The following is a 25,119-nucleotide window of genomic DNA, read 5'->3' as shown; positions in this document are numbered from 1 at the left end:
CAACACGCATCATATTTCCTCCTTTTTACTATCTAATTGGCTAACTATAGATAGTCGTATATTGTTGGTATTTATTTTTGACAGCTTCTTCAATACTTTTATCCGTAAATAAGGCATCTATATCTCGTAAATTGAAAAAGTTATAAAAATCACTTCGATTAAATTTATGTGCATCAGCCACTAAGTAACGTTTTTTGGCCTGATTCAAAACTAATTGTTGAAACTTACCTTCTTCAATATTGAAAGTTGATACATATTCTGCCATTAGTCCGTTCACGCCCACAAAAGCTTTCTCAATACTCAATTTTTGTATGGTCTCGTTGGCAATTGAACCCACAAAAGCGCCTGTCTTCTTACGGTAAGAACCTCCAACTAGATACAAATCTAATTGTTCATTTTCTTGTAGTAAATTAAAAACCGGCAAACTATTGGTCACAACACGCAGATCGCGATTGATTAAATATTTTGTCATCAATTCAATCGTCGTCCCTGAACCTAAAAAAATCGTATCTCCTGATTCAATAAATTGCACCGCTTGTTTTGCAATGTAATCTTTTTCTTCTATACTAATGCGTTTTTTTTCCAGATGTGAAAGTTCCAAATCATCTAAAGCTGCAGTCTTCATTTCACTGGCAGTACTTGCTCCTGCCGCAAAAGATTTACTCTGCGCGCCACCGTGAACACGGATAATTTTATCTTGCTGCGCCAATTCTTCTAAATCACGGCGAATCGTCATATCAGAGACATGCAAATTTTTTCGAACAAATTGAACAGTAATCACACCATGTTGTTCACAAAGCTCTAATATGGAACGTTGTCGTTCACTTTTAAGCATATGCATCCTCCTTTCATCCTCATATTAAAACAGAACAAAACATTTTTCAACAACAAACAACGATTTTATGTTTATTTTATTTCGAAATTTAGTTGACAAGCGTTTGAAAGCGATTATAATATGAGTGTAAGCAAGATTTAAACACACTATTAAACAAAAGCGAACAGGAGGAGTTATAGTGGGGAACAAAAAAGAAATCTTCGCACCAGACACTGTTTATATTTCTGATAAAACAAACCAAGAAGAAGTTTTTAATGAAGTTTATCAAGACCTATTAAAAAAAGATTTAGTAACAGCTGATTTTATCGTGAATTTAATTGAACGTGAATTAAACTATCCAACTGGATTAGATATGACCCCAGTTGATGCAACATTACCGAATATTGCTATCCCCCATACTGAAAGCGAATTCGTCAAAACAACTCGAATCGTTCCAGTTAAACTAAACCATAAAATTAAGTTTCATAATATGATTAGTCCTGATGAGGAACTATCGGTTTCATTTTTATTTATGATTTTAAACGAAGATGGCGAAGCACAAGCGGGATTATTAGCCGATATTATGGATTTTATTAATGCAACAGATCGTAAACAAATGCTGGAATTCTTCACTTATGAAGATCCAAATCAAATTTATCAATTTTTAGTAGAAAATTTTAAAGGAGAGTAATTAGAATGGTCAAAATTTTAGCAGCATGTGGCGCAGGGGTTAATTCCAGCCACCAAATTAAAAGCGCTTTAGAAAGCGAATTGAAAAAACGTGGTTATCAAGTAAGTTGTGATGCAGTTATGATTAAAGACATTAATGAAGAAATGTTATCTCACTATGACATTTTCGCCCAAATTGCCAACACTGATTTAGGTTTCCCGGTTAATATTCCTGTCGTTGACGCTGGTGCAATTCTTTACCGCATTCCAGCCATGGCCGAACCTGTTTATGCTCAAATGGAAACAGCTATTAAACAAGTCCAAAAATAAGCTTACTTTAATTAAGAAAGGAAGAAAAAAAGATGGTCAAAATTTTAGCAGCATGTGGCGCAGGGGTTAATTCCAGCCACCAAATTAAAAGCGCTTTAGAAAGCGAATTGAAAAAACGCGGTTATCAAGTAAGTTGTGATGCAGTTATGATTAAAGACATTAATGAAGAAATGTTGTCTCACTATGATATCTTCGCACAAATTGCCAACACTGATTTAGGTTTCCCGGTTAATATTCCTGTCGTTGATGCTGGTGCAATTCTTTACCGCATTCCAGCTATGGCTGAGCCTGTTTATGCTCAAATGGAAGCCGCTATTAAACAAGTGCAAAAATAATTTTTTGTGAAACGGAGCACACTGACTTAGCCGCTGCTCCGTTTACACAAAGACAGAGGAGAAGAAAAGATGAGTACAATTATTGATTTAGCCAATACAGTCTTCCAGCCTTTAATTAACTTGGGAGCTGCCCCTTTAATGACAATTGTTTTGACGCTAATTGCACTACTATTCAAAGTAAAATTCACCAAAGCGCTAGAAGGCGGTTTAAAACTGGGGATTGCATTAACTGGTATCGGAGCCATTATTAATATTTTATCGACATCATTTGCTGATGCCATGCAATCTTTTGTTGAACGAACTGGTCTTTCATTAAACATTACAGACGTTGGTTGGGCTCCTCTTGCTACTATTACTTGGGGATCACCTTATACACTTTATTTCTTATTAATTATGGTGATTGTAAACATCGTAATGTTAGTTTTAAATCGCACCAACACATTGGACGTGGATATTTTTGATATTTGGCACTTATCAATCGTCGGTTTATTTGCAATCTTTTGTGGTGCCAACTTATTTATCGCAACAGCATTGGTTATCTTCATCGGCGTATTAAAAATTATCAACTCTGATTTGATGAAACCAACATTTAACGACTTATTAAATGCACCCGATACAAACCCTATGACCACGACACATATGAATTATATGATGAATCCAATCATTATGGTTTTTGATAAAATTTTTGACAAATTATTCCCATGGTTAGATAAATACGATTTTGACGCAGCTAAATTAAACAGCAAAATCGGTTTTTGGGGGTCTAAATTTGCCATTGGGATTTACTTAGGGATTTTCGTTGGGATGTTAGCTGGTCAAACACCAACTCAAATTTTTGCACTAGCTTTCACAGCTGCAACCTGTTTGGAGTTATTCTCAATGATTGGCGCTTGGTTTATTGCTGCGGTTGAACCACTTTCACAAGGTATTACTGATTTTGCCAGCAACAAATTAAAAGGTCGTACTTTAAACATTGGCTTAGACTGGCCATTTATCGCTGGTCGCGCTGAAATTTGGGCTGCAGCTAACGTTTTAGCCCCAATTATGTTATTAGAAGCTATGATTTTACCTGGCAACAAATTACTACCATTAGGCGGTATTATCGCAATGGGTGTTACCCCAGCATTATTAGTTGTAACTCGTGGTAAACTAATTCGAATGATCGTTATCGGTGCAATCGAATTACCTGTCTTCTTATGGTCCGGTACCTTAATGGCGCCATTTATTACCGAAACAGCTAAAAAAGTCGGCGCTTTCCCTAAAGGATTAAGTGCAGATGCTTTAATCTCACACACAACAATGGAAGGTCCTGTTGAAAAATTCTTAGCTTATCTAGTCGGTAACGCTTCTCAAGGCGAAATTACTTTTGTCTTATATGCAGCTTTAGCTTTAGTCGCTTACCTATTAATCTTTGTCTGGTATGCACGTGAAATGAAAAAACGTAACGCTGCGTATGCGGCTGAAAAAGCACAATAATTCAAACATAATTATTTACTACTGGTATCATAAATAAAAAGAGGCTGTATGACGAGTTTTTGTCATCCAGCCTCTTTTTTTATAAACGTTGTGCTAGAAGTAGCTTCTGTCACAACCTCTCTACTTTCAAATAAATGAAATGTCAGAATCACTTAGCTTAAATTAAATTGTCGCTTTCGCGTAAAATTCACTAAAATAAAAACAGTTCTAAGGAAGAACCTTAGAACTGTTTTTAACCAGTACCAAAATTGGCAGAAGCTCCGTCGTCCACTACTTTGCTTCCAACACCCTGCAAATCCGGCAGTGAAGTTTCCTTCTGGTGTCGCTGTTTGATTCGACCAAACGAGTTGGTCTTATCGACTCATCGCATGTCCACTACTCTACCTTTAAAACGTTCCCTTGTCAATCTTTTCTTTTTTCAAACGATTATGAACACAGTTAATTTCAGTAAATACTCACTTAATCAACATTCTTATCCGATAAAAGAAACTCTCACCTGATCAGGCGAGAGTTTATGATAGATATTTACTTTTGGTATTTTGTTTCACTTGGTAACAAAATCGTTTGTTGTTTGCCGTCATCATAAGCATAAACTTCTTGCGGCAATTCATAAGAAAATAAAAATGGTAAATCAATATCCATTTCAACTTCACTGTTTTCTTGAGAAAAATGCATGGTCACTTTACCATCGTGGTTAAGCAATTCAAAAGCGATTAAATTATTCAAAGGTACTACCCCTTTTAAATCAAGGTCGATAATGAACCAAATGCTGTCAATTAATTCTCCAGGCATACTGGAAACAACGCCAACAGAAGCAAAGCGACTGCGTTTTTTATCAAATACTTCAAACAAATTCAAAACCTCCTAAGGCTGTGTTCACTACGTTAGTATCTTTTTTTAAATAGCTTTTGCCATCTTCACGCGTAGGGAAAACATCAGTAATGATTCTATATCTATCATACTTTAAATAAGTAAGAATGCAAAAAAATTGCACTTATAAAAAGAATTTGTCAAAGCTTTTTTTAAATTCCCTAAAGATTTTTCTTGATAGACGAAAATCCCCTATTTTTCTTATGGCTATAAAAAAAGCACCGCAATCAGCGGCGCTTTACTTACTTTACGTAATAAAAATTATTCAGCGTCAGCTGGTTCAGCTGGTGCTTCCGTTTCTTCTTCTGGTTCTTCTTCTGCTTGTGCTTCACTAACAGCTACAATTTGTTCTTCAGGGTCTGTAACGATTGTAAAGTCTGCTTCTTTTGGTAAATCAGCAACAGTTAAAGCATCCCCGATTTCAAGACCTGTAACATCTACTTCAATTCGTTCTGGTAATTTATCTGGAGTTGCAGAAACAAGCACGTTGTATAGTGTTTGTGTCAACACACCGCCAGCTTTGACACCTGCAGCTTCGCCGACAAGTAAAACTTCAGCTTCCACTTCAGTTTCTTCTGTCATATTTACTGACAAGAATTCAACGTGAGTTAATTTTTTAGTAAAAGTATCTGATTGTGTGCCGCGGACAAGTGTGTTCACGTTTTTGCCGTCAATACTTAAAACGATAACAGCATTCGCGCCGTGTTCACGATAAATTTTTTCAAGAGCCGCCGCATCAACTGCAACAGGTGTACTTTCAATTTGATAACCATTGACAATTGCCGGTACTTTTCCTTCGTGACGCAATTTGTTGCGTAGGGAACGGGGACGGATTGCTCTTTTTTCTACATTCAATTTTACTGCCATAACTAAATTCCTCCTAAATTTTGGCCGCATATGCGGTAATCTTTAAAAGCAAATTTGTTACTCAGCACATCAGTGTGGTGCGTATAAAAATACGCAAAAGGACAGTCGTATGCACAACTGTCCTGTCAAAGTCGGTTAAAACTTTCTCCACCAGGTCGTAACGCTGTGTGTATGAGAAACTTTATTTACTTTACTATTTAACCTTAGGCCTTATTTAAATTTAAGTCAAGGAAAGTGCTGTTTTGCTGTGAAATTATCTATTTTCCGCTATAATAGATGAGACTTTGCTACTGAATAAAGGAGTAAATATGCGTTTAGATAAATTAATTGAAGATAATTTGCATACAAGTCGCAAAGAAATGAAGCGCCTTTTTTTAAGCGGACAAGTCACAGTCGATGGGCGCGAAGAAACACAACAAAACAAAAACGTTGATAGTCGGATTCATAAAATTATAGTGGCCGGAAAAGAACTTTTCACTAATGAGGTTTATTATTTACTAGATAAACCAGCAGGTGTAGTAACGGCCAATAGCGATCAGAAACATCAGACAGTTTTTGATTGTTTAACTTTAAAAGATCAGCGTATTGATTTATATGCCGTCGGGCGATTGGATCGTGATACTTCTGGATTATTACTTTTAACAAACAACGGACAACTCGGTTACGACTTGCTACATCCAGAAAAAAAAGTAACAAAAGTATATGAAGCGTGGATTAATGACATTGTCACCGCTAAAGATATCGCTGCATTTCAAGCCGGAATTGTCTTTTTAGATGGCACTCGCTGCCAAGGTGCCCATTTAGAAATTTTAGCTACAAATAAAGAAAAAGGTCATAGCTTTGTCCGCCTAGCAATTCAAGAAGGTAAGTTTCATCAAGTTAAAAAAATGTTTTTGGCTTGTGGAAAAAAAGTTATCACTTTAAGAAGAGTTGCTATGGGGCCACTTTCTTTAGCTGAAAATTCGCAACCTGGTGATTATCACCCTCTAACCAAGAAGCAACTTACATTATTAAAACCATATTTTCGATAGAAAGAAGTTAAAAAATGAATTATTCTACATTATTATTTGATTTAGACGATACGTTACTGGATTTTAAAGCCTCAGAAGATCAAGCACTAAGAAAACTTTTCCACTACTTAAACGTGCCACTAACACCGGAAATAAAAGAATACTACCTAACGATGAACCATCAATTGTGGCGTGATTATGAACAAGGCAAATTAACGCGCCAAGAAGTGACAAATGGTCGCTTTGAAAAGTTATTTGCTGCTTTAGGTAAAACAGTTAATGGCCCACAACTTGACCAGAAGTATCGCGAGTATCTCACCCAAGGACATCAATTATTAGGTAATAGTCGCGCAATTATTGCCGATTTAGCGGCTAAAGCTGATTTGTATGTCGTGACCAATGGTGTTTCACAAACGCAATACAAACGGCTTAAAGAGGCGCAGTTACTTGATTATTTTAAAGATATTTTCGTTTCAGAAGATACCGGTTATCAAAAACCTATGCCAGAATATTTTGACTATGTTACAAACCGCATCCCCCATTTTGTCGCCAAAAAAGCTTTAGTCATTGGCGATTCGTTAACTTCTGATATTAAAGGGGCAAATAACGCAGGCTTAGACAGTGTCTGGCTGAATCCTGAGGCCAAACAATTGCTACCAGATGTTAAACCTACTTATGAAGTAAAAGTTTTAGAACAACTCTATCCGATTTTAGGGACTACATTTAACGAAAAAGCATAGCATTTTCTGAAAAAATCTATATAATAGACCTAGTATAAAAAACGAAAGAGGTTTTCTCATGACAAAGAACAAGCCCATCATTATTGGTGTGACTGGTGGCTCTGGTAGTGGTAAAACGAGTGTTAGTCGGGCAATCTTCAATAACTTTCCCGATCATTCGATTATGATGCTAGAACAAGATTCTTATTACAAAGATCAAAGCAATTTAAGCTTTGATGAACGTTTAAATACCAATTACGATCATCCTTTTGCTTTTGATACGGATCTTTTAATTGAACATATTAAAAAATTAATGTGCTATGAAGCAATTGAAAAACCCGTTTATGATTACGTCGCTCATACGCGGAGCAAAGCTACAATTGTCCAAGAGCCAAAAGAAGTTATCATCTTAGAAGGAATTTTAATTTTAGAAGATGAACGCCTGCGCGATTTAATGGACATCAAAATTTATGTCGATACCGATGATGATATCCGAATTATCCGCCGCATTAAACGAGATATGGAAGAACGTGGCCGTACACTCGATTCAGTCATTGAACAATACCTATCTGTCGTTAAACCAATGTATCATCAATTTATTGAACCTACCAAACGCTATGCAGATATTATTGTGCCAGAAGGTGGCGAAAATCACGTTGCTGTCGATCTGATTACAACAAAAGTAGCAAGTTATTTGTCTTAAAAATTAATTATTAGCTGATTATTTAGATGTCTTTTTAGACATCTTTTTTTGTTACATTGCACTAAAAAGATGCTTATCAATTGGAATTTGGCTTTATTATAAAAAATTCTTCCTATAACTAAAAATCAGTCTGTTTACACTTTTATTTTCTATTGGGCTATTTTTCTTCAAAAAATAGACAGCCCGCTTTCAGACTGTCTAACTACACTTTATTTTAGTATTATATTTCCAACTGAACAGAAACTTTTTGAAGGGGAACATCGTAAAATGGATCTTCTCGTCTTCCTAAAAAGTCTTTAGCTTGTTGCGGAAAAACAGCATAACTCAATACATCTTCCATCGAATGCGCATATGCTTTAATTTCTGCTTCAAAGCCGGGTAGTTGTGGCGCTAAAAGATCAGCCGGCCGGATAGTAATTACTTTTTCTGTCCCAATAATTTTTTGCTTAATCTCTTCATCAATGGCAACGGGTGGTTTACCGTATAAGCCTTTCACATAGTCTTTAATCTCAGTCGGGACAAGTTTATACCGTTGGCCACTGATTACATTCATTAGCGCTTGTGTTCCTACCATTTGCGATAGCGGTGTAACTAATGGTGGATAACCTAAATCAGCACGCACTTTTGGCACTTCGGCTAAAACGTCATCGTATTTATCGGCTAGCCCTTGTTCACTTAATTGGCTTAAAAGATTGGATAACATTCCGCCTGGTACTTTATACAGCAACGTTTTTGGCTCGACGTCTTTTACTTTAGGATTTAATTTGCCCTCATTTCTAAAACGGTCGCGTACCGGATTAAAGTGATCTGCAATCTTTTCTAATTTTAATTGATCTAATCCCGTTTCATAACCTAGACCTGATAGTGCGATTGCAACTGATTCTGTCGCGGGTTGACTAGTGCCACCTGCAAAAGAAGAAATCGCCGTATCAATAATATCTGCACCAGCCTCAGCAACTTTTAAGTAAGTCATTTCTGCGATTCCACTTGTAGCGTGAACGTGAACATCCACAGGTAAATCAATGACATCTTTAATCCGACTCACCAACTCAAAGCCAGTTTGTGGCACAAGCACCCCCGCCATATCTTTAATACAAATGGAGTCCGCTCCAAGATTGGCCATTTCTTTGGCTAAATTAACAAAATAATCTACCGTATGAAAATCACTCGTCGTATATGAAATGGCTGTTTGACAGTGTCCACCCGCTTTTTTACAAGCTTCTATTGAGGTTTTTAAATTACGAGTATCGTTTAAGGCATCAAAAATGCGGACAATATCAATTCCGTTTTCGACAGATTTTTTGACAAATTCTGCGACAACATCATCTGCATAGTTTTTATAGCCTAGTAAATTTTGCCCCCGCAATAACATTTGTAAGTTGGTATTTTTAATTTCTTTACGAATAGTGCGTAATCTTTCCCAAGGATCTTCATTTAAAAAGCGCAAACAGGCATCAAAAGTCGCCCCACCCCACATTTCTAAAGCGTAATAACCCGCCTCATCCATCGTTTTTAAGATTGGTACCATATCACTAGTCGGCATGCGCGTAGCGATTAAACTTTGCTGTCCATCTCGCAACACCGTTTCCATAAATTTGATCTTTGGCATCAAATATCCTCCTGACTAATTGGCTAATTAAAAGCAATAAGGGGATCACTAGCATTTACAATTGCCCCAACTTGCACAAAAATTTCAGCGACAGTACCATCTTTTGGCGCTACAATTTCATTTTCCATCTTCATCGCTTCTAAAATCATTACTGGTTGATTTGCTGTCACCGCATCTCCTGGGTTGACTAATAGTTTTAAAATAGTTCCAGGCATTGGCGCAGTGAGTGTTTCACTATTTGCTGTTGCGATTGGCTGATTTACTGGTGCTGGCGCTGTATTTTCAGAAACCGGCGCTTTTTTAACCACATCAGATTGCACAGGTTCACTTACAGGTGCTACTGGCGCTACTGGTCTTTGCTCTCCGCCAATTTCCTCCATTTCGACTAAATATTCTTTACCATCAATTGAAATTTTAAACTTCCGTAACATAGTACCCCTCCACTATTTTCTTTGATATATTTTTTTTACCACAAACTGCGATTCTGGCTTCATCCCTGCGGCAATACTTGTTGCAATCACCGCCACTAACTCTGCCTCTTGATTTTTTTTACTAATTTTCTTCACAACAAAAGAACTTTCAGGCTGATCATTTGCTGCAATACTAGCCGCAACAACACTGACAAGTTCCTTATTTTCATCAGTCGGCAGATAAAAAGGAATTTCTTCCCATTGCTCTTTTTGTGCTTCAGCCGTTTTGGGTACTGCTTTTTTTGAATCTTTCTCTTGATACGACTTTGTTTTATTTTTGTCTTTTAAAAAGAAACGATTCCAAAAACCCATCTAACCCCTCCTTTACCAAAATAAAAAAGATAAAAAAACTTAAAGTTTAGAATAATTGCTCTTTTTAATTTTAACACACCAGTTTATAAAACGTTTACATTTGGTCAATTTACTCATAAAAAAAAGCCACGTGCCAGACGTGACTAATACAAAATATTAATAAAAATCAAACTGCCGAATTTTTTGTAAAAGGTACGAACAAATCCCCAGACAAATAACCGAACCTACCAAAGCTGGAATAATATAAAAGCCTCCAATTTTTGGACCCGTGGGACCTAAAAAAATTCTGCCTACCCAGCTGCCTAAAAAACCAATCATCATATAGCCTAAAAAACCGCTGCGCACATCTTTGCCATAAATCATTCCGGCAAGTAAACCTAAGAGGCTACCGACAATTAAAGACCAAAATAATTCCAGCATTTCGCCACCTACTTTCGTCATTCATCGCTTATATTTTATCATTCCTACTCAAATAATTATAATTTTATGCAACAAAATAAGGCGGTTTAAACAAAATAAAATGATTCAGTTTACTTTTTTAATACATAATCATAGCCATTCACAACATGTTTGTGCTTACGGGTAAATCTTGTATACTTATCCACACATTTTTGGCTGATTGTTTCTAATAAAATAGCCTCGCTTAACTGTTTAGGCGGGCTGAAAAACTCTTCTATACTATCGCCGCAAAAAAGTTGTAAACACAAATGATAGCGATAGATATCTTGGATTGTCGCTTCAGAGTAGCTCCTTAATTTTGGTTCATCTGTAAATGTTACCCTGAATGTTTCATAGCATTTTGGTAGCCAAATTTCTTGACCGAGTAATTGCTGAAGCAAAAATTGAAACCCGCGTTCATCTAAGTGATAAGCAAGTTGCGGGGCACGACTATGTAAAATTTTCGATTCCATTTGACTGATAGTAAAACCAAGGTTGGCTCTAGTAGTGCTGATTTCTTTCATAAACGGTAATAAAACATCTTCTTTTTGATCTGGTAACTGCATCTTTTTTAATTGTAAAATCAAATATCGTTTTTGACTTTCAAGCCCCATGATACAATTTTGAAAATTATCATCTAGACGCAAATTAAAATTTTGCCACAGTGGTTTTAACCCTTCTAAACGACGCCAAATTGTTTTTCGAGCGACATAATGTTGTTGGGATAGCTGGGTAATGGTCACTAGTGGATCCATTAACTTTTGCCATAATAATTGAAACGTCAAACTTTGCGTTAAAAGCTGGTGCCAAAGTATTCTTTCACAAAAATGTTCGGTTAATTGTACTTGTACGCCTGTTTCATTTGGAACAAAATCAATCCCGCTTTTTTTCTCATTTTCAATTTCTGACCACCATTCACATAAACGCTGAATCTTTTTAGCGGTAAATTGGCATTCATTTTGCAACTCTTCGTATGAAATAAACGTATTTTTTCGCCCTAATAAATAAATTCGCCAAAGCGTTCTTTCATCTTTTTCTAACAGACACTGATAAACCATTTTCTCACTCTCCTGATTTCTAAGTTACAAAAATCAAAGGAGCGATTTTTCCATAATTTTCTTGTTTGTTTGCGTAATTTGAAAAAATGAATCATTGCTAATTCTGATTGCGCTAAAATGAACAAATTGCTAAAATGAAACTAATCTTATATTTGCAAAATCGCCGGGTTTTGCCAACAAAAAAATGTTGAGAGTAACACTTTATCCCATAGGCCTTTGGAGGATAAAGTGCTGCTCTTTTTTTGGAGGAGTTTTAATGAAAGAAATTAAAGGCTATGTTACCCGCAGTGTTTTAAGTACTTTTGGTCTCTCTTTATATATTTTGGCCGATACATTTTTTATTGCCAATGGTGTGGGCACCTTAGGCCTTACTGCGTTAAATATTGCACTGCCTCTTTTTAATCTTTTAAATGGTCTGGGTTTACTTTTAGGTATGGGGGGTGCGACCTTATTTGTTTTAAAAAAAGGAAAAACTTATTTTTCTGAATTATTGCTGACAGGAATTTTACTAGGAGTAGTCTTTACTTTTTTAGGCTTAACTGCTGTAAGACCTTTAGCAACTTTATTAGGCGCAAGTACGGCTACACTACATTTAACAAGTACTTATTTACGTTTTATCTTAGTGATGGCGCCCTTTTTTATCTGTAACAATCTAGTCTTAGCCTTTATTCGCAATGACAATAATCCTCAACTAGCGATGAAGGCGATGCTTTTTTCAAGTCTCTTTAATATTATTTTTGATTACATTTTTGTTTTCCCGCTAAAAATGGGTATGGCAGGAGCCGCCTTAGCTACTGTATTATCACCTGTTTTAAGTTTGCTTATTCTAAGTAGTCATCGTAAAAAAGCCAATCGTCGTTTGGTTTTCAAATTTACAAAATTGAGGATTAAAACGATTACGCGTAGCGCACAATTGGGTCTTTCATCTTTTTTAACCGAAATGAGTACCGGCATTAGCATCTTAGTTTTCAATCAAGTTTTACTTTCTTTAAGTGGGGATATAGCCGTTGCAGCTTACGGTATTTTAGCCAATATCTTACTAGTAGCTTTGGCCTTATTTACTGGTGTCGCCCAAGGTGTGCAACCGCTAATTTCCCAAGCTACCGCCAATAAAGAGATGCAAAAAGTTTTTTATTATTTGCATTATGGCTTTAAAGTGAGTTTCACACTAGCTCTCCTGCTCTATCTGATTGTGCTAATTTTTAAAATCCCGATTGTCGCAATCTTTAATAGTGAAAACAATAACGCTTTGGCAAAACTTGCCTTAAACGGCTTGCCACTTTATTTTTTAGCCCTATTTGGTGCTTGTTTTAATATTATTTTGAGTATCTTTTTTGCTGCAGTGGGTAAAGCAAAACAATCCTTTATCATTGCTTTGTTACGGGGATACCTATTGATTTTACCTTTTGTTATTTTGCTAGGGAAAACGTTTGGCTTAACGGGCGTTTGGCTAAGTCTACCTTTAAGTGAAGGATTAACGTTAGTGATTGCTATTTTTTTATTTATTCAGCTCAAAAAAGCATATCAACTCAATGGAAATTAACATCTTTTTCTCTCTTCAATTAGAAAATAAAATAAACGGATGCTTCTTTTAATCGCAATCTTTAAACGATTTTGCTTCAATCTTTACTTGTTTAAGAAAGTTTTTTCTGTGCTAGAATAATGATAAAAGATGGGAGTGGTGATGATGATTGCCCACAAAAGAGAAAATCTCCATGGCATTTCATAAAAAAAATGACATGGAGGAAATAAAAATGAATACTATTTATGATAATGAAAATTTTTTTAACAAATATAGTCAAATGACACGTAGTCAAAAAGGACTCGCTGGTGCAGGTGAATGGCATACATTGCAAAAATTGTTACCTGATTTTACGGATAAAACTGTTTTAGACCTCGGCTGTGGGTATGGTTGGCATTGTCTTTACGCCGCTGAACATGGGGCAAAAGCTGTAACCGGTGTCGATTTATCTGAAAAAATGTTGGCTGTAGCCAAAGAAAAAACAGCAGGCTATCCGGTAAATTATTTACAAGCTGATATTGCCACGATTACTTTTCCAGTCGCTACATTTGATGTTGTTCTCAGCTCACTAGCAATTCATTACGTAGCTGATTTTAAACGTTTAATTTTAAATATTAAACAGTATTTAAAACCTGATGGAATTCTTGTTTTTTCAGTGGAGCACCCCGCTTTTACTGCTGAAGGAAGTCAAGATTGGTACTATGATGAGAAGGGAAATATTTTACATTATCCTCTTGATAACTACTTTAACGAAGGATTAAGAGAAGCTAATTTCTTAGGCGAAAAAGTCACCAAGTATCACCGCACGCTAACGACTTATCTCAATACATTGTTAGAGAATGATTTTACTCTTTTAAACGTAGTGGAGCCAACGCCTGCAAAAGAACTACTGGCGCTACCGGAAATGAAAGAAGAACTTCGTCGCCCGATGATGTTAATTATTAAAGCGAAAAACAATTTACAATAACTACTAAAGGTATGACAAAAAGCTTGTCATACCTTTTTTAAACGATATGACATAAGCAGCTTCTGTCATATCCTCTTTTTGAATAAACGGTGCTATAAAAGCAACATTTGTTTAAATAAGCCGAAATTTTGGAAAAATTTAAGTATTACTTTCTTAAATTTCCCTCTTATTGTTTGAATCTAACCCTTTTTGTCAGCAGTCCTTTTTGTAAAAAAGCAAAGCAAACTGATAACCTTCTTTTGTCAAAATCAAATCCCTATTTTATGTATAAAAAACCTCGTATCATTTTTGATACGAGGAAAATTGCTTATTTTGTTTCTTCTTTTTTATCGTCTTTTAATAAGGCTTTACGTGACAAGTTAATCCGGCCTTGGCGATCGATTTCAGTTACTTTAACTAAAACTTCATCCCCTAATTTCACCACATCTTCCACGTTGTTCACGCGTTCGTTTGCAAGTTGTGAAATGTGAACTAAGCCATCTTTACCTTTGATTAAGTTAACGAATGCACCAAATTTTTCGATGCGGACTACTTTACCTAAGTAAACTTCGCCAACTTTTACTTCTTTGGTTAATTCTTCAATAATCTTAATCGCTTTTTGGATCATTTCAGCATCGGCAGAAGCAATCGAAACCTTGCCTTCTTGATCGATATCAATTTTAACGCCTGTTTCTTCAATAATACCGTTAATGGTGTCGCCACCTTTACCAATAACCACTTTGATTTTTTCAGGGTCAATTTGAATCATTTCAATTTTCGGTGCATATTGACTTAATTCTTTACGTGGTTCAGCTAAAGTTGAAGTTAATTCTGCTAAGATTTCAAAACGTGCTTTTTTCGCTTGGGCTAATGCTTCGCGTAAAATTTGTTCTGTAATCCCTTGAATTTTAATATCCATTTGTAGCGCTGTAATACCATCTTTTGTACCGGCAACTTTAAAGTCCATATCGCCTAAGTGGTCTTCTAAACCTTGGATATCTGTTAAAATCGTGTAGTTTTCACCATCAGAAACAAGTCCCATTGCAATCCCAGCTACTGGCGCTTTAATTGGTACACCGGCATCCATTAATGCCAAAGTACCTGCACAAATACTTGCTTGAGAAGAAGAACCATTTGATTCTAAAACTTCTGCTACTAAACGAATTGTATAAGGGAAGTCTGTTTCACTTGGAATTACTTGAGCTAAGGCACGCTCACCTAAAGCGCCGTGACCGATTTCACGACGGCCTGGTGAACCAGCACGACCAGTCGAGCCAACAGAAAATTGTGGGAAATTGTAATGATGGATAAAACGTTTTGATTCTTCTACGCCTAAGCCATCAATAATTTGATGTTCCCCTAAAGGTGCTAAAGTACAAGCAGATAACGCTTGTGTTTGGCCGCGAGTAAATAGACCTGAACCATGAACGCGTGGTAATAAACCAACTTCTGATGATAATTGTCTGATTTCGTCTAATTTACGACCATCCGGACGAATTTTATCAATCGTGATTAATTCTCTGACGACATCTTTTTCTAAGTCTTCAGCTACTTGTTTAATTTCTTTGGTAATTTGTACCAAATCTTCTGTTTCTACATTAGCAAATTTTTCTGCGTAAACTTCTTTGACTGTTTCTTTAACTTTTTCAATTTCATCTTCACGGGCTAGCTTTTCTTCTGTCATTACAGCTGTCTTCATTACACTGTAATAGCTATCGTAAATATCTTGTTTTAACTCTGGATCCACTTGTAAAAGTTTGACTTCCATTTTTTCTTTGCCGACAGCAGCAACAATTTCTTCTTGGAAAGCAACTAATTCTTTAATGGCTTCAAAACCAAATAGTAAAGCGCCTAACATATCGTCTTCTGAAACTTCTTTTGCCCCAGATTCAACCATGTTAATCGCATGTTTAGTACCTGCTACGCTTAATTCAATATCCGTTTTTTCCGCTTGTTCAACCGTTGGATTTAAAACATATTCACCATCTACCCGACCAACTTCAACGCCTGCAATTGGACCGTCAAAAGGAATATCTGAAATAGATAATGCTAAAGATGAACCTAACATTGCTGCCATCGCTGGTGAACAGTCTTGTTCCACACTCATCACGATATTGGTTACTTGCACTTCATTACGGAAGCCTTCAGCAAACATCGGACGGATTGGACGGTCGATTAAACGCGCTGTTAAAGTAGCATCAGTAGAAGGACGTCCCTCACGCTTAATAAAACCACCTGGAATTTTACCAACTGCATACATTTTTTCTTCGTAGTTAATTGTTAATGGGAAAAAATCTGTATCCTTGGCTTCTTTTGAAGCTACTGCTGCACTTAAGACAGCTGTGTCGCCATAACGGACTAAAACGGCACCGTTGGCTTGTTTAGCTAATTGACCGACTTCAACTTGTAAGGAACGACCGCCCCAAGTTGTTTTAAATACTTGTTTTGTCATAAATTCTCCTATCTCCTGTAGATAGTGGGCCGCTACTAAACAAATGAAAAATTTGAAATGGGTTCAAAACTTTCATTTGGTTAGTAGTTAGCCTTACCACTATCCCAGCATTTGTTTAATTTTTCATAGCAAAAAAGTGAGATTCAAGCTGAACCTCACTTTTAAGACGATAACGACTAACGACGCAATCCTAAAGCTTGGATCAATTCGCGGTAACGTTGTACGTCAGTTTTACGTAAGTAAGCTAACAAGTTACGACGATGACCAACTTTTTTCATCAAACCACGGTAAGAATGGTGGTCTTTTTTGTGGACGCGTGCGTGTTCATTCAAGTGGTTGATCTCTTCAGTCAACACAGCGATTTGCACTTCTGGAGAACCAGTATCGCCTTCGTGGCGTGCAAATTTTGTCATGATTTCGTTTTTACGTTCTTTTGAAATTGCCATGTTTTTTCACCTCACATTTTTATTCTCCCTGCGACTGAGTAAAGCGTTGGTGACTCGCCAAACCAAGTGACAGGTGGTGTGCAATGCACACAGGTTTACTTTACTTGATTTGAAGTGAAATTGCAAGTTCAACCGTTTTAAATTTAAGTATAATTACTTAAAAACAAAAAAATTGGAAAATTGTGGATGTAACCGTTATAATTATAACGTATGTTTTTTGCGTACATAATAACCGCCTTTGTGAAAAAAAGGCAAAAAGATAAAAACGATTAAAATTGGAGGAAATCAACTATGTCTACGTTACTCGCTGTTAAAGGGCACCCACTAGAAGCTAAAGATTCTCATGCAGTTCAATTATTGGAAGCTTTCTTAGATACCTACAAAGAAACAAATCCCACTGATGAAATTATCGTGGTTAACCCTTATGCTTCAGACTTCCCTGAAATTGATGCAGATATCACTTCTGGCTGGCATGCTTTAATAAAAGGCGCAGAATTTGGCGACTTATCTGAAAGCCAACAAAGTAAATTGGCTGCCTTTAACGGTTTAACCGAACAATTTGAAAAAGCAGATAAAATCGTCATCGCCAATCCACTCTGGAATTTAAGTATTCCTAGTCGTTTGAAAGCTTGGTTTGATACAATTTGTGTCGCTGGTAAAACTTTTAAATACACAGCAGAAGGCCCTGTTGGCTTAGTTACTGGTAAAAAAGCGCTCCATATTCAAGCTAGTGGTGGTTTTTATAACGGACAAGATTTCGCCGCGCAATATACACGTCAGATGTTAAACTTTATTGGTATCACAGACTTTAATGAAATATTAGCAGAAGGTTTGGACTTTGACCCAACTAAAGTAGATGAAATTATGACTAAAGCTACTTCAGAAATCGTCGCTGCCGCTAAAAGTTTTTAAGCTTATGCAGTAAAACGACAGCTTTGTGCTGTCGTTTTTTGTCGTCAAATCCGCTTATTTATAAACCGATATTTCTTCCCTAAGAAAATATGATTTCTGTTATAATAAGCTGGAGGTGATTGCAATGGCATTAATCAATCGAATTCAAGGAATGGAAAATGAACTATCCAAAGCGGAATTACGAATTTTTCGTTATATAAAAAGAAATATCGACAAAATTCCAACCATGACCGCCGAGCAAATTGCCAAAGGTTCTAAAACCAGCGCGCCGACTGTCGTCCGTTTTGCAAAAAAAGTCGGTGCTTCAAGTCTAACTGATTTCAAAATCCAAATTTCAGCCGAAAATCAGCCCAATAGCGCCAACCAAGAATATTCCGATGTGAAAAAAAACGAACCAATTGCATCGTTAAAAGAAAAATTATCTCAAAATGCCCAGTTAACATTACAAGAAACGACGCAAATTTTAAGTGACGAAAAATTATTAGCCGCCTTAAAATTATTGGAAACAAAAGAACGGATCTTTGTAGCCGGTGTGGGAGCTTCTCATTTAGTAGCTGAAGATATTAAACAAAAGTGGGACCGCATTGGTAAAAGTGTTTCGCTTGAAACAAACTACAATAGTCTATTACCCCAACTAATTAATACCAAAAAAGACGCCGTATTGTGGCTGATTTCAAATTCTGGGGAAACGCCAGAAATCACTTACTTTGCTGATGTTGCAAAGGAATTAAAAATTCCAATTATTACTTTAACTCGTTTTGGAAACAACAGACTTTCAAAATTAGCAGATGTTTCACTCCAAGTTTCCAGACCACAAGAAGCTGATCAACGGAGTGCAGCTACTAATTCTTTAATCGCGCAATTTTTAGCTGTGGATATCCTATTTTATTCCTATATTAGTCGTAACCAAGAAAACGCTGAAAAGATTTATCAATCGCGTCAGATTATTAGGGACTTTCGGGCAAAGCACTTTTAAAATAATTTGAATTTTGCACTTTAAATACGAACAATAAATTATTGAGAACATTAAAAATCGGCAGCACGCAAGCTTGCGTACTGCCGATTTTTATTTTTATTTAACCCATTCATTTACTTTATCTGGATTATTTTTGACCCATTCTTTGGCAGCTTGGGCAGGATCTTTCCCATCATGTACTGCTAACATGACTTCTTCCATATCTTTTTGTTCCCAATGGAATTTATCTAAAATTTTATATGCTTCAGGCTGATCTTCTTTTAAGCCTTTACGAACCATCGTATTAATTGTTTCAGCACCACCCATTGTCCCTTTTGGATCGGCCAAATACTTCAAGTCATACTTTGCAAACATCCAGTGAGGTGACCAACCAGTGATGACGATTGGTTCTTTATTTTTAATAGCTTTTCCTAATGCCACTGTCATCGCACCAGAAGATGAAGATTCCACCGTCCAGTCTTTCAAATTAGGATAAGCAGCTTGGGTTTTATCCGCAGCTTTCATAACACCTGCACCAGGTTCAATCCCAATAATTTGTTTATTGGCTTGATCACTTAAATCTTCTATTGAGTTCACATCCATATAACTTGGTACGACAATTCCCAGTTTTGCACCACTTAGATTTTCACCTAAGTTTTCTAATTGATTTTTATATTTCGCATATTGTGCTTGATGTGTATGTGGTAGCCAAGCAGCTACCATTCCATCTGTTTCACCATTAGCAACAGATTGCCACATTACTGTCATATCCAAAGGTGTTAATTTTACATTATAACCTTCTTCTTTTAAGACTTCAGCAATCACATTGGTTGAAGCAACTTCTGTATCCCATTCGACATAAGATAAATGAATAGTGCCCTTATTAGTCGCATGACTCCCCGCAAAAGTAGAACCAAAAATTAAAGCCACAATTACAGCGACAACGCCCCCTGTAATCCATTTTTGTTTTTTCTTAGCAGCTGGATCAAGATTTCTTTTACGATCTTTTTTAGGTGCATTTAATTTTTGCGTAAAGCGATCAATAATAATCGCTAAAATAACTAACGCTAAGCCATTTACAAAACCATTACCAACTTGCGCTTGTTGCAAGGCTGACAATACGCCGCGACCTAAACCAGGAGCTCCGATCATAGAAGCTGTGACCACCATTGATAAAGCTAACATCATCGTTTGGTTAACACCAGCCATAATCGTACCCTTAGCTAAAGGTAGTTCTAGTTTGAATAATTTTTGTTTACCAGTACCACCAAAAGAATCAGAAGCCTCAACTAATTCACTTGGAATTTGTCGAATGCCCAAATTAGTCATACGCACTGTAGGTGGCAATGCAAAAATAACTGATGCAAATACCCCTGGTACCATACCAATTCCAAAGAAAGCAACGGCTGGAATCAAATAAACAAAAGCCGGCATAGTTTGCATAAAGTCTAAAATAGGGGACACAATTGTATTGGCTTTTTCACTTTTAGCCATTAAAATCCCCAATGGAATCCCGATCACAATCGAAACTAAACTAGCTAATAAAACGAGCGTAACGGTATTCATCAAATCATTCCACAGGCCTTGATTATAGATGAATAACAGTCCAAAGAAAGTCAAAATTGTTAAGCCAGGCTTTTTCTTTGATAAGAAAAAAGCAGCGATAGCTAATAAGACAATAAATAATAATGGTGGAATAAATAGTAATGTATTGGTAATCGTGTCCATAATCACTTGACCAATCGTTTGAACAAAACTAAATAGTCCTGCAAAAGTTTTCGTCAACCAATCAGTAAAGTTTTCCACCCATTTTGCAACTGGAATTGCTTGTTGTAATAAATTATCCAACAAACTCCACCTCCTCATCTCCTGTTTCAGCTAATGCTTCAATCACACTTCCGCGAATAACGACTCCTAATAATTTGTCATTTTCATCTACTACCGCTAAAGGTGCTTCAGCGTCTTTAATCACGTCAAAAATGTCTGTCACTAACATATCTTGGGGAATCTTCTTAACGTTTTTATCAATAACCTCTTTTAATGGTAATTGTTCTCTTCTTGCTTCTAGCGCTTTTAGAGCCGTCAAACTACCTTTTAATTGACGCTTGCGATCAACAGCTAATAACATACTAACGCCTTCTTTACGCATGCGATTTAAAGCCACATTTGGTCCGTCAGCTTCAATATTCATGGTAATGGCAGGTTCCATAATATTTTGCGCAGTTAGAACTTTCGAACGGTCCACATCTTCAACGAAATCCCGTACATATTGATTGGCTGGATTGGTTAAAATTTCTTCACCGGTACCAATTTGCATAATTTGCCCGTCTTTCATTAAAGCGATACGATCGCCAATCCGCAACGCTTCATTTAAATCATGAGTAATGAAAATAATTGTTTTTTTGACATTTTCTTGTAAATCCAACAATTCATCTTGCATTTCGCGACGAATAAGAGGATCTAGCGCTGAAAAAGCTTCATCCATTAACAAAATTTCCGGATCATTTGCAAGGGCTCTAGCTAAACCTACCCGTTGTTGCATCCCACCAGAAAGTTGTTCGGGATATTGATCTTTAAATGCTAATAAACTGGAATTTTCCAAAGCTTGTTCTGCTCTTTTTTTCCGTTCTTCTTTTGAGACGCCCCGTATTTCTAAACCTAACTCTGTATTTTCTAAAATTGTGCGGTGTGGAAAGAGCGCAAAACTTTGAAAGACCATATTAATCTTATTGCGACGCACTTCTTGCAATGCTTCTTTATCCATCTTGGCAATATCTTGACCATCAATGTATATTTCACCACTGGTTGGATCAATCAGGCGATTCAATAGACGAATTAATGTTGACTTCCCTGAACCAGAAAGTCCCATAATAACGAATATCTCGCCTTCATTCACTTCAAAGTTTGCATCATAAACACCAACTGTCGCACCGGTTTTTTCTAAAATTTCGGTTTTACTTTTATGCTCATTCATCATAGCTAGTGCTTGTTGTTGCTTTTTACCAAATATTTTTGTTAAGTGCTCTACTTTCACTTTAGCCATTTTGTTACCCCCTATTTAATTTTGCTGTTTTAAAAACTTAAAAACAGCTTTCCTTTAAAAGAAACAGCTCTTTTGTTTCTTTATTAGGATGGAAAATGTATCGTATGAAAACGATCATGAAAATTTTCCTCTCAAAAAACTGACCACACTAGGTTAACACCATGTGGTCACTTAGTCAAAAAAGAAAAACCAGGAAGAAACGTGAATTCGTTTTCCTGGTTATAACACGTGCTATTTTTCTCTTAAGGTTTTCTTAATATTTATCTTTTTCGGGATAAAAAAAGTTCATCATGCGCTGAAAAACCAACTCATCTCCCACAAAAAAAACTGTTTCCCCGGCTTCAAATTTCACATACGGCCCAGGAGATAACAATAAACGATCTTCATGTTGGAGCGCTACAACTGTCGCGCCTGTTTCTTGCCAAATATTTAAATCTTTAATGGATTTATCTAGATGATTGGCGGTGTGATCTAATTGTATTTCATAAGGTAAGAAAGGGGCAGTCTGTTGAATCCGTTTAGTTTGATTGACTAAAGTATCCAGTAGACCAGAAAAATTTTCCAATTCTTGTTGCTGGCGCTCTACACTACTTAAAATTTCACTTTTCAGCTCTTGAATAGAATGAACATCTTTATATTGGGCTAAGTAACTTTGTGCCTTTTCACGAGATGCGACATAAGCGCCACTTCCATGGCGAACATCCATGATGCCCAAATCAACTAAAACATTGATAGCTTTTCTAGCTGTTTCTGGCGAAACATTAAAATTACTCGCCAAAGTAGAACGCGCATGAATCTTTTCTCCTTCTTTATAGCGATTTTCTACAATTCGCTCTGCTATTTCGACTGCAATTTGTTGATAGCGCGGAATCGTTAATTTTTTGCCGGTCATTTTCTGACCTCCTTTTCATTTCAACCATCTGATTAGGTTTTGCCATTTAAACATAACTTCTTAGCTTTTTCTTACTCTCACTTTCCCATTTTTTTTCAAATTCTACAAGCATTTTAGCAAAAATCTTAGCTCCGCTTTTATTTTTAGATACGAAAAGCTTAATGCAAAGCTGTAGATTAAAAAGCATAAGTTGCTATATTCGCCTTATTTCTTGCAACAATCTGCTAGTTTAATTTACATACAAAAAAAGAAACGTGAAAATTCACGTTTCTTTTTACTTCTATTAAAGTATTAAAGCAAAAATTATACTTCTACTTTCATAACCGGTGTTTTGGCTTCAGTTGCGCCAACTTTTTCTAAAATTTCATTTTTTACTTTATCCATATTTGTCACTAAGACTAACATGTCTGTGCCTTTACCTGCAGCTTTGATTGCAGCAAGATCGACATCTGCCACAATTGTATCAGGCGTTACTTTTTGACCTTCTGCAACTTTTAAATCAAATGGTTTGCCATCTAATTCAACCGTATTGACACCCATGTGTAATAGAACTTCTAAGCCGTTGTCAGTTGTAATGCCGACTGCGTGTTTTGTAGGAAAAACTGAAGAAACAGTACCACTTACAGGTGCATAAATTGTACCTTCTTTTGGAACAACAAAGTAACCTTCACCCATCATTTTTTGTGAGAAAACTGCATCTGTCGATTCTGATACGGGTTTTACTTCACCGTTTGCGACTGCAAAAAATTCAGTTGTAGCAGCAATTTCACTCGTTGGAACACTTGTTTGTGCTACAGGTGCAACTGGTTGTTCTTCTGCCATTTTTTCAGCTGCTAATTTTTCTTTTGGAATACCAAAGAAATAAGTTGCCACAAAACCACCAGCGTAACCTGCAAGTAAACCTAAGATATAGCCTAACCAATGACCATTAGCAATTAATGGAATTAAAGCTGCACCTGAAGGACCAATAGCAGTCGCGCCGACATTTCCTAAAGCACCAATAACCGCACCACCAACACCGCCACCGATACAAGCTGTGATGAATGGTTTTCCTAATGGTAGTGTAACCCCATAAATTAACGGCTCGCCAATCCCTAAAATACCAACTGGCAATGCCCCTTTAATCATTTCAGTTAATTCTTTATCTTTACGTAGACGAATCCACAATGCCAAGGCTGCCCCAACTTGACCGGCACCAGCCATTGCTAAAATTGGTAATAATTGCGTACTACCAGTAGCTTCAATCATTTGAATATGAATTGGTGTTAAAATTTGGTGTAAACCAAACATAACCATTGGTAAGAAACTTGCGCCTAATACAAAGCCAGAGAATGCTCCACCAACATTTAAAATCCAGTTGATTCCACCAACTAAACCGTTTGAAATAAAACCTGCTAGTGGCATAATTAAGAAGATTTCCGCTAAACCAATAACAAGTAGTGAAATAGTTGGTGTTACGATAATATCAATTGCTTCTGGCACAATATCGTGTAATTTTTTCTCTACTTTAGAAAGTAACCAGACTGCAAAAATTACTCCTAAAATACCGCCTTGTTGCGCAGCTAGTGGTTGGCCGTTAAACAAGTTGATAATTGGTGCTTCTGGATTCATTCCAGTTAAGGTTACAACCCCACCAATTACCCCACCAAGTGTTGGTGTTGCGCCAAAAACTTGTGCTGCATTCACACCTGTGTAAATTACTAAGAAAGAAAACATCCCATTTTTTAAGATGTTCATCACATCAATATATTGTTGCCATGTCGCAGCGTCTAGGCTACCAGCAGTGACCATATTTGTTAAAACAGATGCGATCCCCGCTACTAAACCAGCGCCAACAAAAGCTGGAATCATTGGAACAAAAATATTTGAAATATCTTTTAAAAGTGCTTTAAATGGTGATTGCTTTTGTTTGGCTTTTTGTGCGGCTTTCATTTCGGCTGCTTTTTGATTTACGGCATCTTTACCACTTGCAGAAACTTGAATTTCTTCTCCTAAAGCGACACCGGCTTGGCTAGCCATTTCTTTTGCAACTTTGTTAACTTTACCAGGACCGATAATGACTTGTAATTGTTCATCATCAACCACCCCTAATACGCCTGGAATCGCCTTCAATTGTGCTTCATTTACTTCATCGCGGTCACGGACAGACATTCTAACCCGAGTCATGCAATGAGTGACGCTTGCAACGTTGTTCATGCCACCGGCGCCTTTGTAAATCTCTTTTGCCAACTGTTCCAAACTCAATTCTTCTTTTGCCATGCTAACTTTCCT

The 25,119-nt window shown here is 36.6% G+C and carries 25 protein-coding genes; 11 read left to right on the top strand and 14 right to left on the bottom strand.

The annotated features are described in order from the left end of the window. Positions 1 to 40 precede the first annotated feature (40 nt). The gene (locus RU96_RS04495) at positions 41 to 835 is read right to left on the bottom strand and encodes a DeoR/GlpR family DNA-binding transcription regulator (protein ID WP_071864339.1); all 795 of its coding nucleotides are present in this window, start codon (positions 833 to 835) and stop codon (positions 41 to 43) included. A 178-nt stretch (positions 836 to 1,013) separates the two neighbouring features. Between RU96_RS04495 and RU96_RS04490 the strand changes: the two genes are divergently transcribed. The 4 genes from RU96_RS04490 (at position 1,014) to RU96_RS04475 (ending at position 3,624) form a co-directional block, all read left to right on the top strand. Then, positions 1,014 to 1,505 carry a PTS sugar transporter subunit IIA gene (locus RU96_RS04490; RefSeq protein WP_071864338.1) on the top strand — a complete coding sequence of 164 codons (492 nt, stop codon included), beginning with the start codon at positions 1,014 to 1,016 and terminating at the stop codon, positions 1,503 to 1,505. Between the two features lie 5 nt (positions 1,506 to 1,510). Next, positions 1,511 to 1,813, top strand: coding sequence for a PTS sugar transporter subunit IIB (locus tag RU96_RS04485; protein WP_071864337.1), 303 nt, complete (start codon positions 1,511 to 1,513; stop codon positions 1,811 to 1,813). A 32-nt stretch (positions 1,814 to 1,845) separates the two neighbouring features. Continuing rightward, entirely contained in the window at positions 1,846 to 2,148 is a 303-nt protein-coding gene (locus RU96_RS04480) for a PTS sugar transporter subunit IIB (protein ID WP_071864336.1), read from the top strand. 69 nt (positions 2,149 to 2,217) lie between these two features. Next, positions 2,218 to 3,624, top strand: coding sequence for a PTS galactitol transporter subunit IIC (locus RU96_RS04475; RefSeq protein ID WP_071864335.1), 1,407 nt, complete (start codon positions 2,218 to 2,220; stop codon positions 3,622 to 3,624). Between the two features lie 525 nt (positions 3,625 to 4,149). On the opposite strand, the gene RU96_RS04470 is transcribed toward RU96_RS04475, so the two are convergent. Continuing rightward, complete coding sequence (locus tag RU96_RS04470) at positions 4,150 to 4,476, bottom strand: DUF960 domain-containing protein (RefSeq protein ID WP_071864334.1); 327 nt, start codon at positions 4,474 to 4,476, stop codon at positions 4,150 to 4,152. Positions 4,477 to 4,755: 279 nt separating this feature from the next. Continuing rightward, on the bottom strand, positions 4,756 to 5,361 hold the full coding sequence (locus RU96_RS04465) for a 50S ribosomal protein L25/general stress protein Ctc (RefSeq protein WP_071864333.1): 606 nt from the start codon (positions 5,359 to 5,361) through the stop codon (positions 4,756 to 4,758). Positions 5,362 to 5,669: 308 nt separating this feature from the next. Here RU96_RS04465 and RU96_RS04460 point away from each other — a divergent pair, with 308 nt between their 5' ends. From RU96_RS04460 to udk, 3 genes are read left to right on the top strand one after another with little or no spacing between them, the layout of a single operon-like run. Further along, positions 5,670 to 6,392 (top strand): 16S rRNA pseudouridine(516) synthase, encoded by a 723-nt coding sequence (locus RU96_RS04460; protein ID WP_071864332.1) that lies wholly within the window; start codon positions 5,670 to 5,672, stop codon positions 6,390 to 6,392. A 14-nt stretch (positions 6,393 to 6,406) separates the two neighbouring features. Continuing rightward, a complete protein-coding gene (locus RU96_RS04455) occupies positions 6,407 to 7,111 on the top strand; it encodes a YjjG family noncanonical pyrimidine nucleotidase (RefSeq protein ID WP_071864331.1) in 705 nt (234 codons plus the stop codon). A 58-nt stretch (positions 7,112 to 7,169) separates the two neighbouring features. Continuing rightward, a complete protein-coding gene (gene udk / locus RU96_RS04450) occupies positions 7,170 to 7,793 on the top strand; it encodes a uridine kinase (protein WP_071864330.1) in 624 nt (207 codons plus the stop codon). Between the two features lie 220 nt (positions 7,794 to 8,013). Here the strand turns inward: udk and RU96_RS04445 are convergent, their stop codons facing one another. The 5 genes from RU96_RS04445 to RU96_RS04425 all read right to left on the bottom strand — a co-directional run bounded on the left by RU96_RS04445 (position 8,014) and on the right by RU96_RS04425 (position 11,680). Further along, complete coding sequence (locus RU96_RS04445) at positions 8,014 to 9,402, bottom strand: oxaloacetate decarboxylase subunit alpha (RefSeq protein ID WP_071864329.1); 1,389 nt, start codon at positions 9,400 to 9,402, stop codon at positions 8,014 to 8,016. Between the two features lie 23 nt (positions 9,403 to 9,425). Further along, positions 9,426 to 9,833 carry an acetyl-CoA carboxylase biotin carboxyl carrier protein subunit gene (locus tag RU96_RS04440; protein ID WP_071864328.1) on the bottom strand — a complete coding sequence of 136 codons (408 nt, stop codon included), beginning with the start codon at positions 9,831 to 9,833 and terminating at the stop codon, positions 9,426 to 9,428. Between the two features lie 12 nt (positions 9,834 to 9,845). After that, a complete protein-coding gene (locus RU96_RS04435) occupies positions 9,846 to 10,184 on the bottom strand; it encodes a hypothetical protein (RefSeq protein WP_071864327.1) in 339 nt (112 codons plus the stop codon). 156 nt (positions 10,185 to 10,340) lie between these two features. After that, a complete protein-coding gene (locus RU96_RS04430; RefSeq protein WP_071864326.1) occupies positions 10,341 to 10,604 on the bottom strand; it encodes a GlsB/YeaQ/YmgE family stress response membrane protein in 264 nt (87 codons plus the stop codon). A 110-nt stretch (positions 10,605 to 10,714) separates the two neighbouring features. Then, the gene (locus RU96_RS04425) at positions 10,715 to 11,680 is read right to left on the bottom strand and encodes a helix-turn-helix domain-containing protein (protein ID WP_071864325.1); all 966 of its coding nucleotides are present in this window, start codon (positions 11,678 to 11,680) and stop codon (positions 10,715 to 10,717) included. Positions 11,681 to 11,936: 256 nt separating this feature from the next. Between RU96_RS04425 and RU96_RS04420 the strand changes: the two genes are divergently transcribed. After that, positions 11,937 to 13,223 (top strand): MATE family efflux transporter, encoded by a 1,287-nt coding sequence (locus RU96_RS04420; RefSeq protein WP_071864324.1) that lies wholly within the window; start codon positions 11,937 to 11,939, stop codon positions 13,221 to 13,223. A gap of 205 nt (positions 13,224 to 13,428) precedes the next feature. Then, positions 13,429 to 14,169 carry a class I SAM-dependent methyltransferase gene (locus RU96_RS04415; protein ID WP_428839355.1) on the top strand — a complete coding sequence of 247 codons (741 nt, stop codon included), beginning with the start codon at positions 13,429 to 13,431 and terminating at the stop codon, positions 14,167 to 14,169. A gap of 307 nt (positions 14,170 to 14,476) precedes the next feature. On the opposite strand, the gene pnp is transcribed toward RU96_RS04415, so the two are convergent. Both pnp and rpsO read right to left on the bottom strand, forming a co-directional pair. Then, the gene (gene pnp, locus RU96_RS04410) at positions 14,477 to 16,600 is read right to left on the bottom strand and encodes a polyribonucleotide nucleotidyltransferase (protein ID WP_071864323.1); all 2,124 of its coding nucleotides are present in this window, start codon (positions 16,598 to 16,600) and stop codon (positions 14,477 to 14,479) included. 176 nt (positions 16,601 to 16,776) lie between these two features. Next, entirely contained in the window at positions 16,777 to 17,046 is a 270-nt protein-coding gene (gene rpsO, locus RU96_RS04405; protein ID WP_016173693.1) for a 30S ribosomal protein S15, read from the bottom strand. A 291-nt stretch (positions 17,047 to 17,337) separates the two neighbouring features. On the opposite strand from rpsO, the gene RU96_RS04400 reads away from it, so the two are divergent. Together RU96_RS04400 and RU96_RS04395 are read left to right on the top strand one after the other, a co-directional pair. Further along, positions 17,338 to 17,958 (top strand): FMN-dependent NADH-azoreductase, encoded by a 621-nt coding sequence (locus RU96_RS04400; RefSeq protein WP_071864322.1) that lies wholly within the window; start codon positions 17,338 to 17,340, stop codon positions 17,956 to 17,958. A gap of 124 nt (positions 17,959 to 18,082) precedes the next feature. After that, positions 18,083 to 18,934 (top strand): MurR/RpiR family transcriptional regulator, encoded by an 852-nt coding sequence (locus RU96_RS04395; protein ID WP_071864321.1) that lies wholly within the window; start codon positions 18,083 to 18,085, stop codon positions 18,932 to 18,934. A gap of 96 nt (positions 18,935 to 19,030) precedes the next feature. Here the strand turns inward: RU96_RS04395 and RU96_RS04390 are convergent, their stop codons facing one another. The 4 genes from RU96_RS04390 to RU96_RS04375 all read right to left on the bottom strand — a co-directional run bounded on the left by RU96_RS04390 (position 19,031) and on the right by RU96_RS04375 (position 25,107). Next, positions 19,031 to 20,761 (bottom strand): ABC transporter permease/substrate binding protein, encoded by a 1,731-nt coding sequence (locus RU96_RS04390; RefSeq protein WP_071864344.1) that lies wholly within the window; start codon positions 20,759 to 20,761, stop codon positions 19,031 to 19,033. After that, complete coding sequence (locus tag RU96_RS04385) at positions 20,754 to 21,956, bottom strand: quaternary amine ABC transporter ATP-binding protein (protein ID WP_071864320.1); 1,203 nt, start codon at positions 21,954 to 21,956, stop codon at positions 20,754 to 20,756. Before RU96_RS04385 ends, RU96_RS04390 begins: the two co-directional genes overlap by 8 nt. A gap of 253 nt (positions 21,957 to 22,209) precedes the next feature. Next, positions 22,210 to 22,848: a GntR family transcriptional regulator gene (locus tag RU96_RS04380; protein WP_071864319.1), complete on the bottom strand. Its 639-nt coding sequence runs from the start codon at positions 22,846 to 22,848 to the stop codon at positions 22,210 to 22,212. Positions 22,849 to 23,151: 303 nt separating this feature from the next. After that, positions 23,152 to 25,107: a glucose PTS transporter subunit IIA gene (locus RU96_RS04375; RefSeq protein ID WP_071864318.1), complete on the bottom strand. Its 1,956-nt coding sequence runs from the start codon at positions 25,105 to 25,107 to the stop codon at positions 23,152 to 23,154. Positions 25,108 to 25,119 lie beyond the last annotated feature (12 nt).

It is taken from the genome of Enterococcus canintestini, from assembly GCF_001885735.1.
Lineage (GTDB): Bacteria > Bacillota > Bacilli > Lactobacillales > Enterococcaceae > Enterococcus_C > Enterococcus_C canintestini.
Note: the sequence above shows the minus strand (reverse complement) of the source record. Positions and strands in the feature narration are given on the sequence as shown.

Excerpts from the sequence above, each read along its gene's own strand:
- RU96_RS04380 (WP_071864319.1), bottom strand. The coding sequence starts at position 22,848 with ATGACCGGCAAAAAATTAACGATTCCGCGCTATCAACAAATTGCAGTC.
- pnp (WP_071864323.1), bottom strand. The coding sequence starts at position 16,600 with ATGACAAAACAAGTATTTAAAACAACTTGGGGCGGTCGTTCCTTACAA.
- RU96_RS04385 (WP_071864320.1), bottom strand. The coding sequence starts at position 21,956 with ATGGCTAAAGTGAAAGTAGAGCACTTAACAAAAATATTTGGTAAAAAG.
- RU96_RS04375 (WP_071864318.1), bottom strand. The coding sequence starts at position 25,107 with ATGGCAAAAGAAGAATTGAGTTTGGAACAGTTGGCAAAAGAGATTTAC.
- RU96_RS04395 (WP_071864321.1), top strand. The coding sequence starts at position 18,083 with ATGGCATTAATCAATCGAATTCAAGGAATGGAAAATGAACTATCCAAA.
- RU96_RS04425 (WP_071864325.1), bottom strand. The coding sequence starts at position 11,680 with ATGGTTTATCAGTGTCTGTTAGAAAAAGATGAAAGAACGCTTTGGCGA.
- RU96_RS04420 (WP_071864324.1), top strand. The coding sequence starts at position 11,937 with ATGAAAGAAATTAAAGGCTATGTTACCCGCAGTGTTTTAAGTACTTTT.
- RU96_RS04460 (WP_071864332.1), top strand. The coding sequence starts at position 5,670 with ATGCGTTTAGATAAATTAATTGAAGATAATTTGCATACAAGTCGCAAA.
- RU96_RS04465 (WP_071864333.1), bottom strand. The coding sequence starts at position 5,361 with ATGGCAGTAAAATTGAATGTAGAAAAAAGAGCAATCCGTCCCCGTTCC.
- rpsO (WP_016173693.1), bottom strand. The coding sequence starts at position 17,046 with ATGGCAATTTCAAAAGAACGTAAAAACGAAATCATGACAAAATTTGCA.
- RU96_RS04435 (WP_071864327.1), bottom strand. The coding sequence starts at position 10,184 with ATGGGTTTTTGGAATCGTTTCTTTTTAAAAGACAAAAATAAAACAAAG.
- RU96_RS04430 (WP_071864326.1), bottom strand. The coding sequence starts at position 10,604 with ATGCTGGAATTATTTTGGTCTTTAATTGTCGGTAGCCTCTTAGGTTTA.
- RU96_RS04400 (WP_071864322.1), top strand. The coding sequence starts at position 17,338 with ATGTCTACGTTACTCGCTGTTAAAGGGCACCCACTAGAAGCTAAAGAT.
- RU96_RS04445 (WP_071864329.1), bottom strand. The coding sequence starts at position 9,402 with ATGCCAAAGATCAAATTTATGGAAACGGTGTTGCGAGATGGACAGCAA.
- RU96_RS04495 (WP_071864339.1), bottom strand. The coding sequence starts at position 835 with ATGCTTAAAAGTGAACGACAACGTTCCATATTAGAGCTTTGTGAACAA.
- udk (WP_071864330.1), top strand. The coding sequence starts at position 7,170 with ATGACAAAGAACAAGCCCATCATTATTGGTGTGACTGGTGGCTCTGGT.
- RU96_RS04475 (WP_071864335.1), top strand. The coding sequence starts at position 2,218 with ATGAGTACAATTATTGATTTAGCCAATACAGTCTTCCAGCCTTTAATT.
- RU96_RS04480 (WP_071864336.1), top strand. The coding sequence starts at position 1,846 with ATGGTCAAAATTTTAGCAGCATGTGGCGCAGGGGTTAATTCCAGCCAC.
- RU96_RS04455 (WP_071864331.1), top strand. The coding sequence starts at position 6,407 with ATGAATTATTCTACATTATTATTTGATTTAGACGATACGTTACTGGAT.
- RU96_RS04485 (WP_071864337.1), top strand. The coding sequence starts at position 1,511 with ATGGTCAAAATTTTAGCAGCATGTGGCGCAGGGGTTAATTCCAGCCAC.
- RU96_RS04440 (WP_071864328.1), bottom strand. The coding sequence starts at position 9,833 with ATGTTACGGAAGTTTAAAATTTCAATTGATGGTAAAGAATATTTAGTC.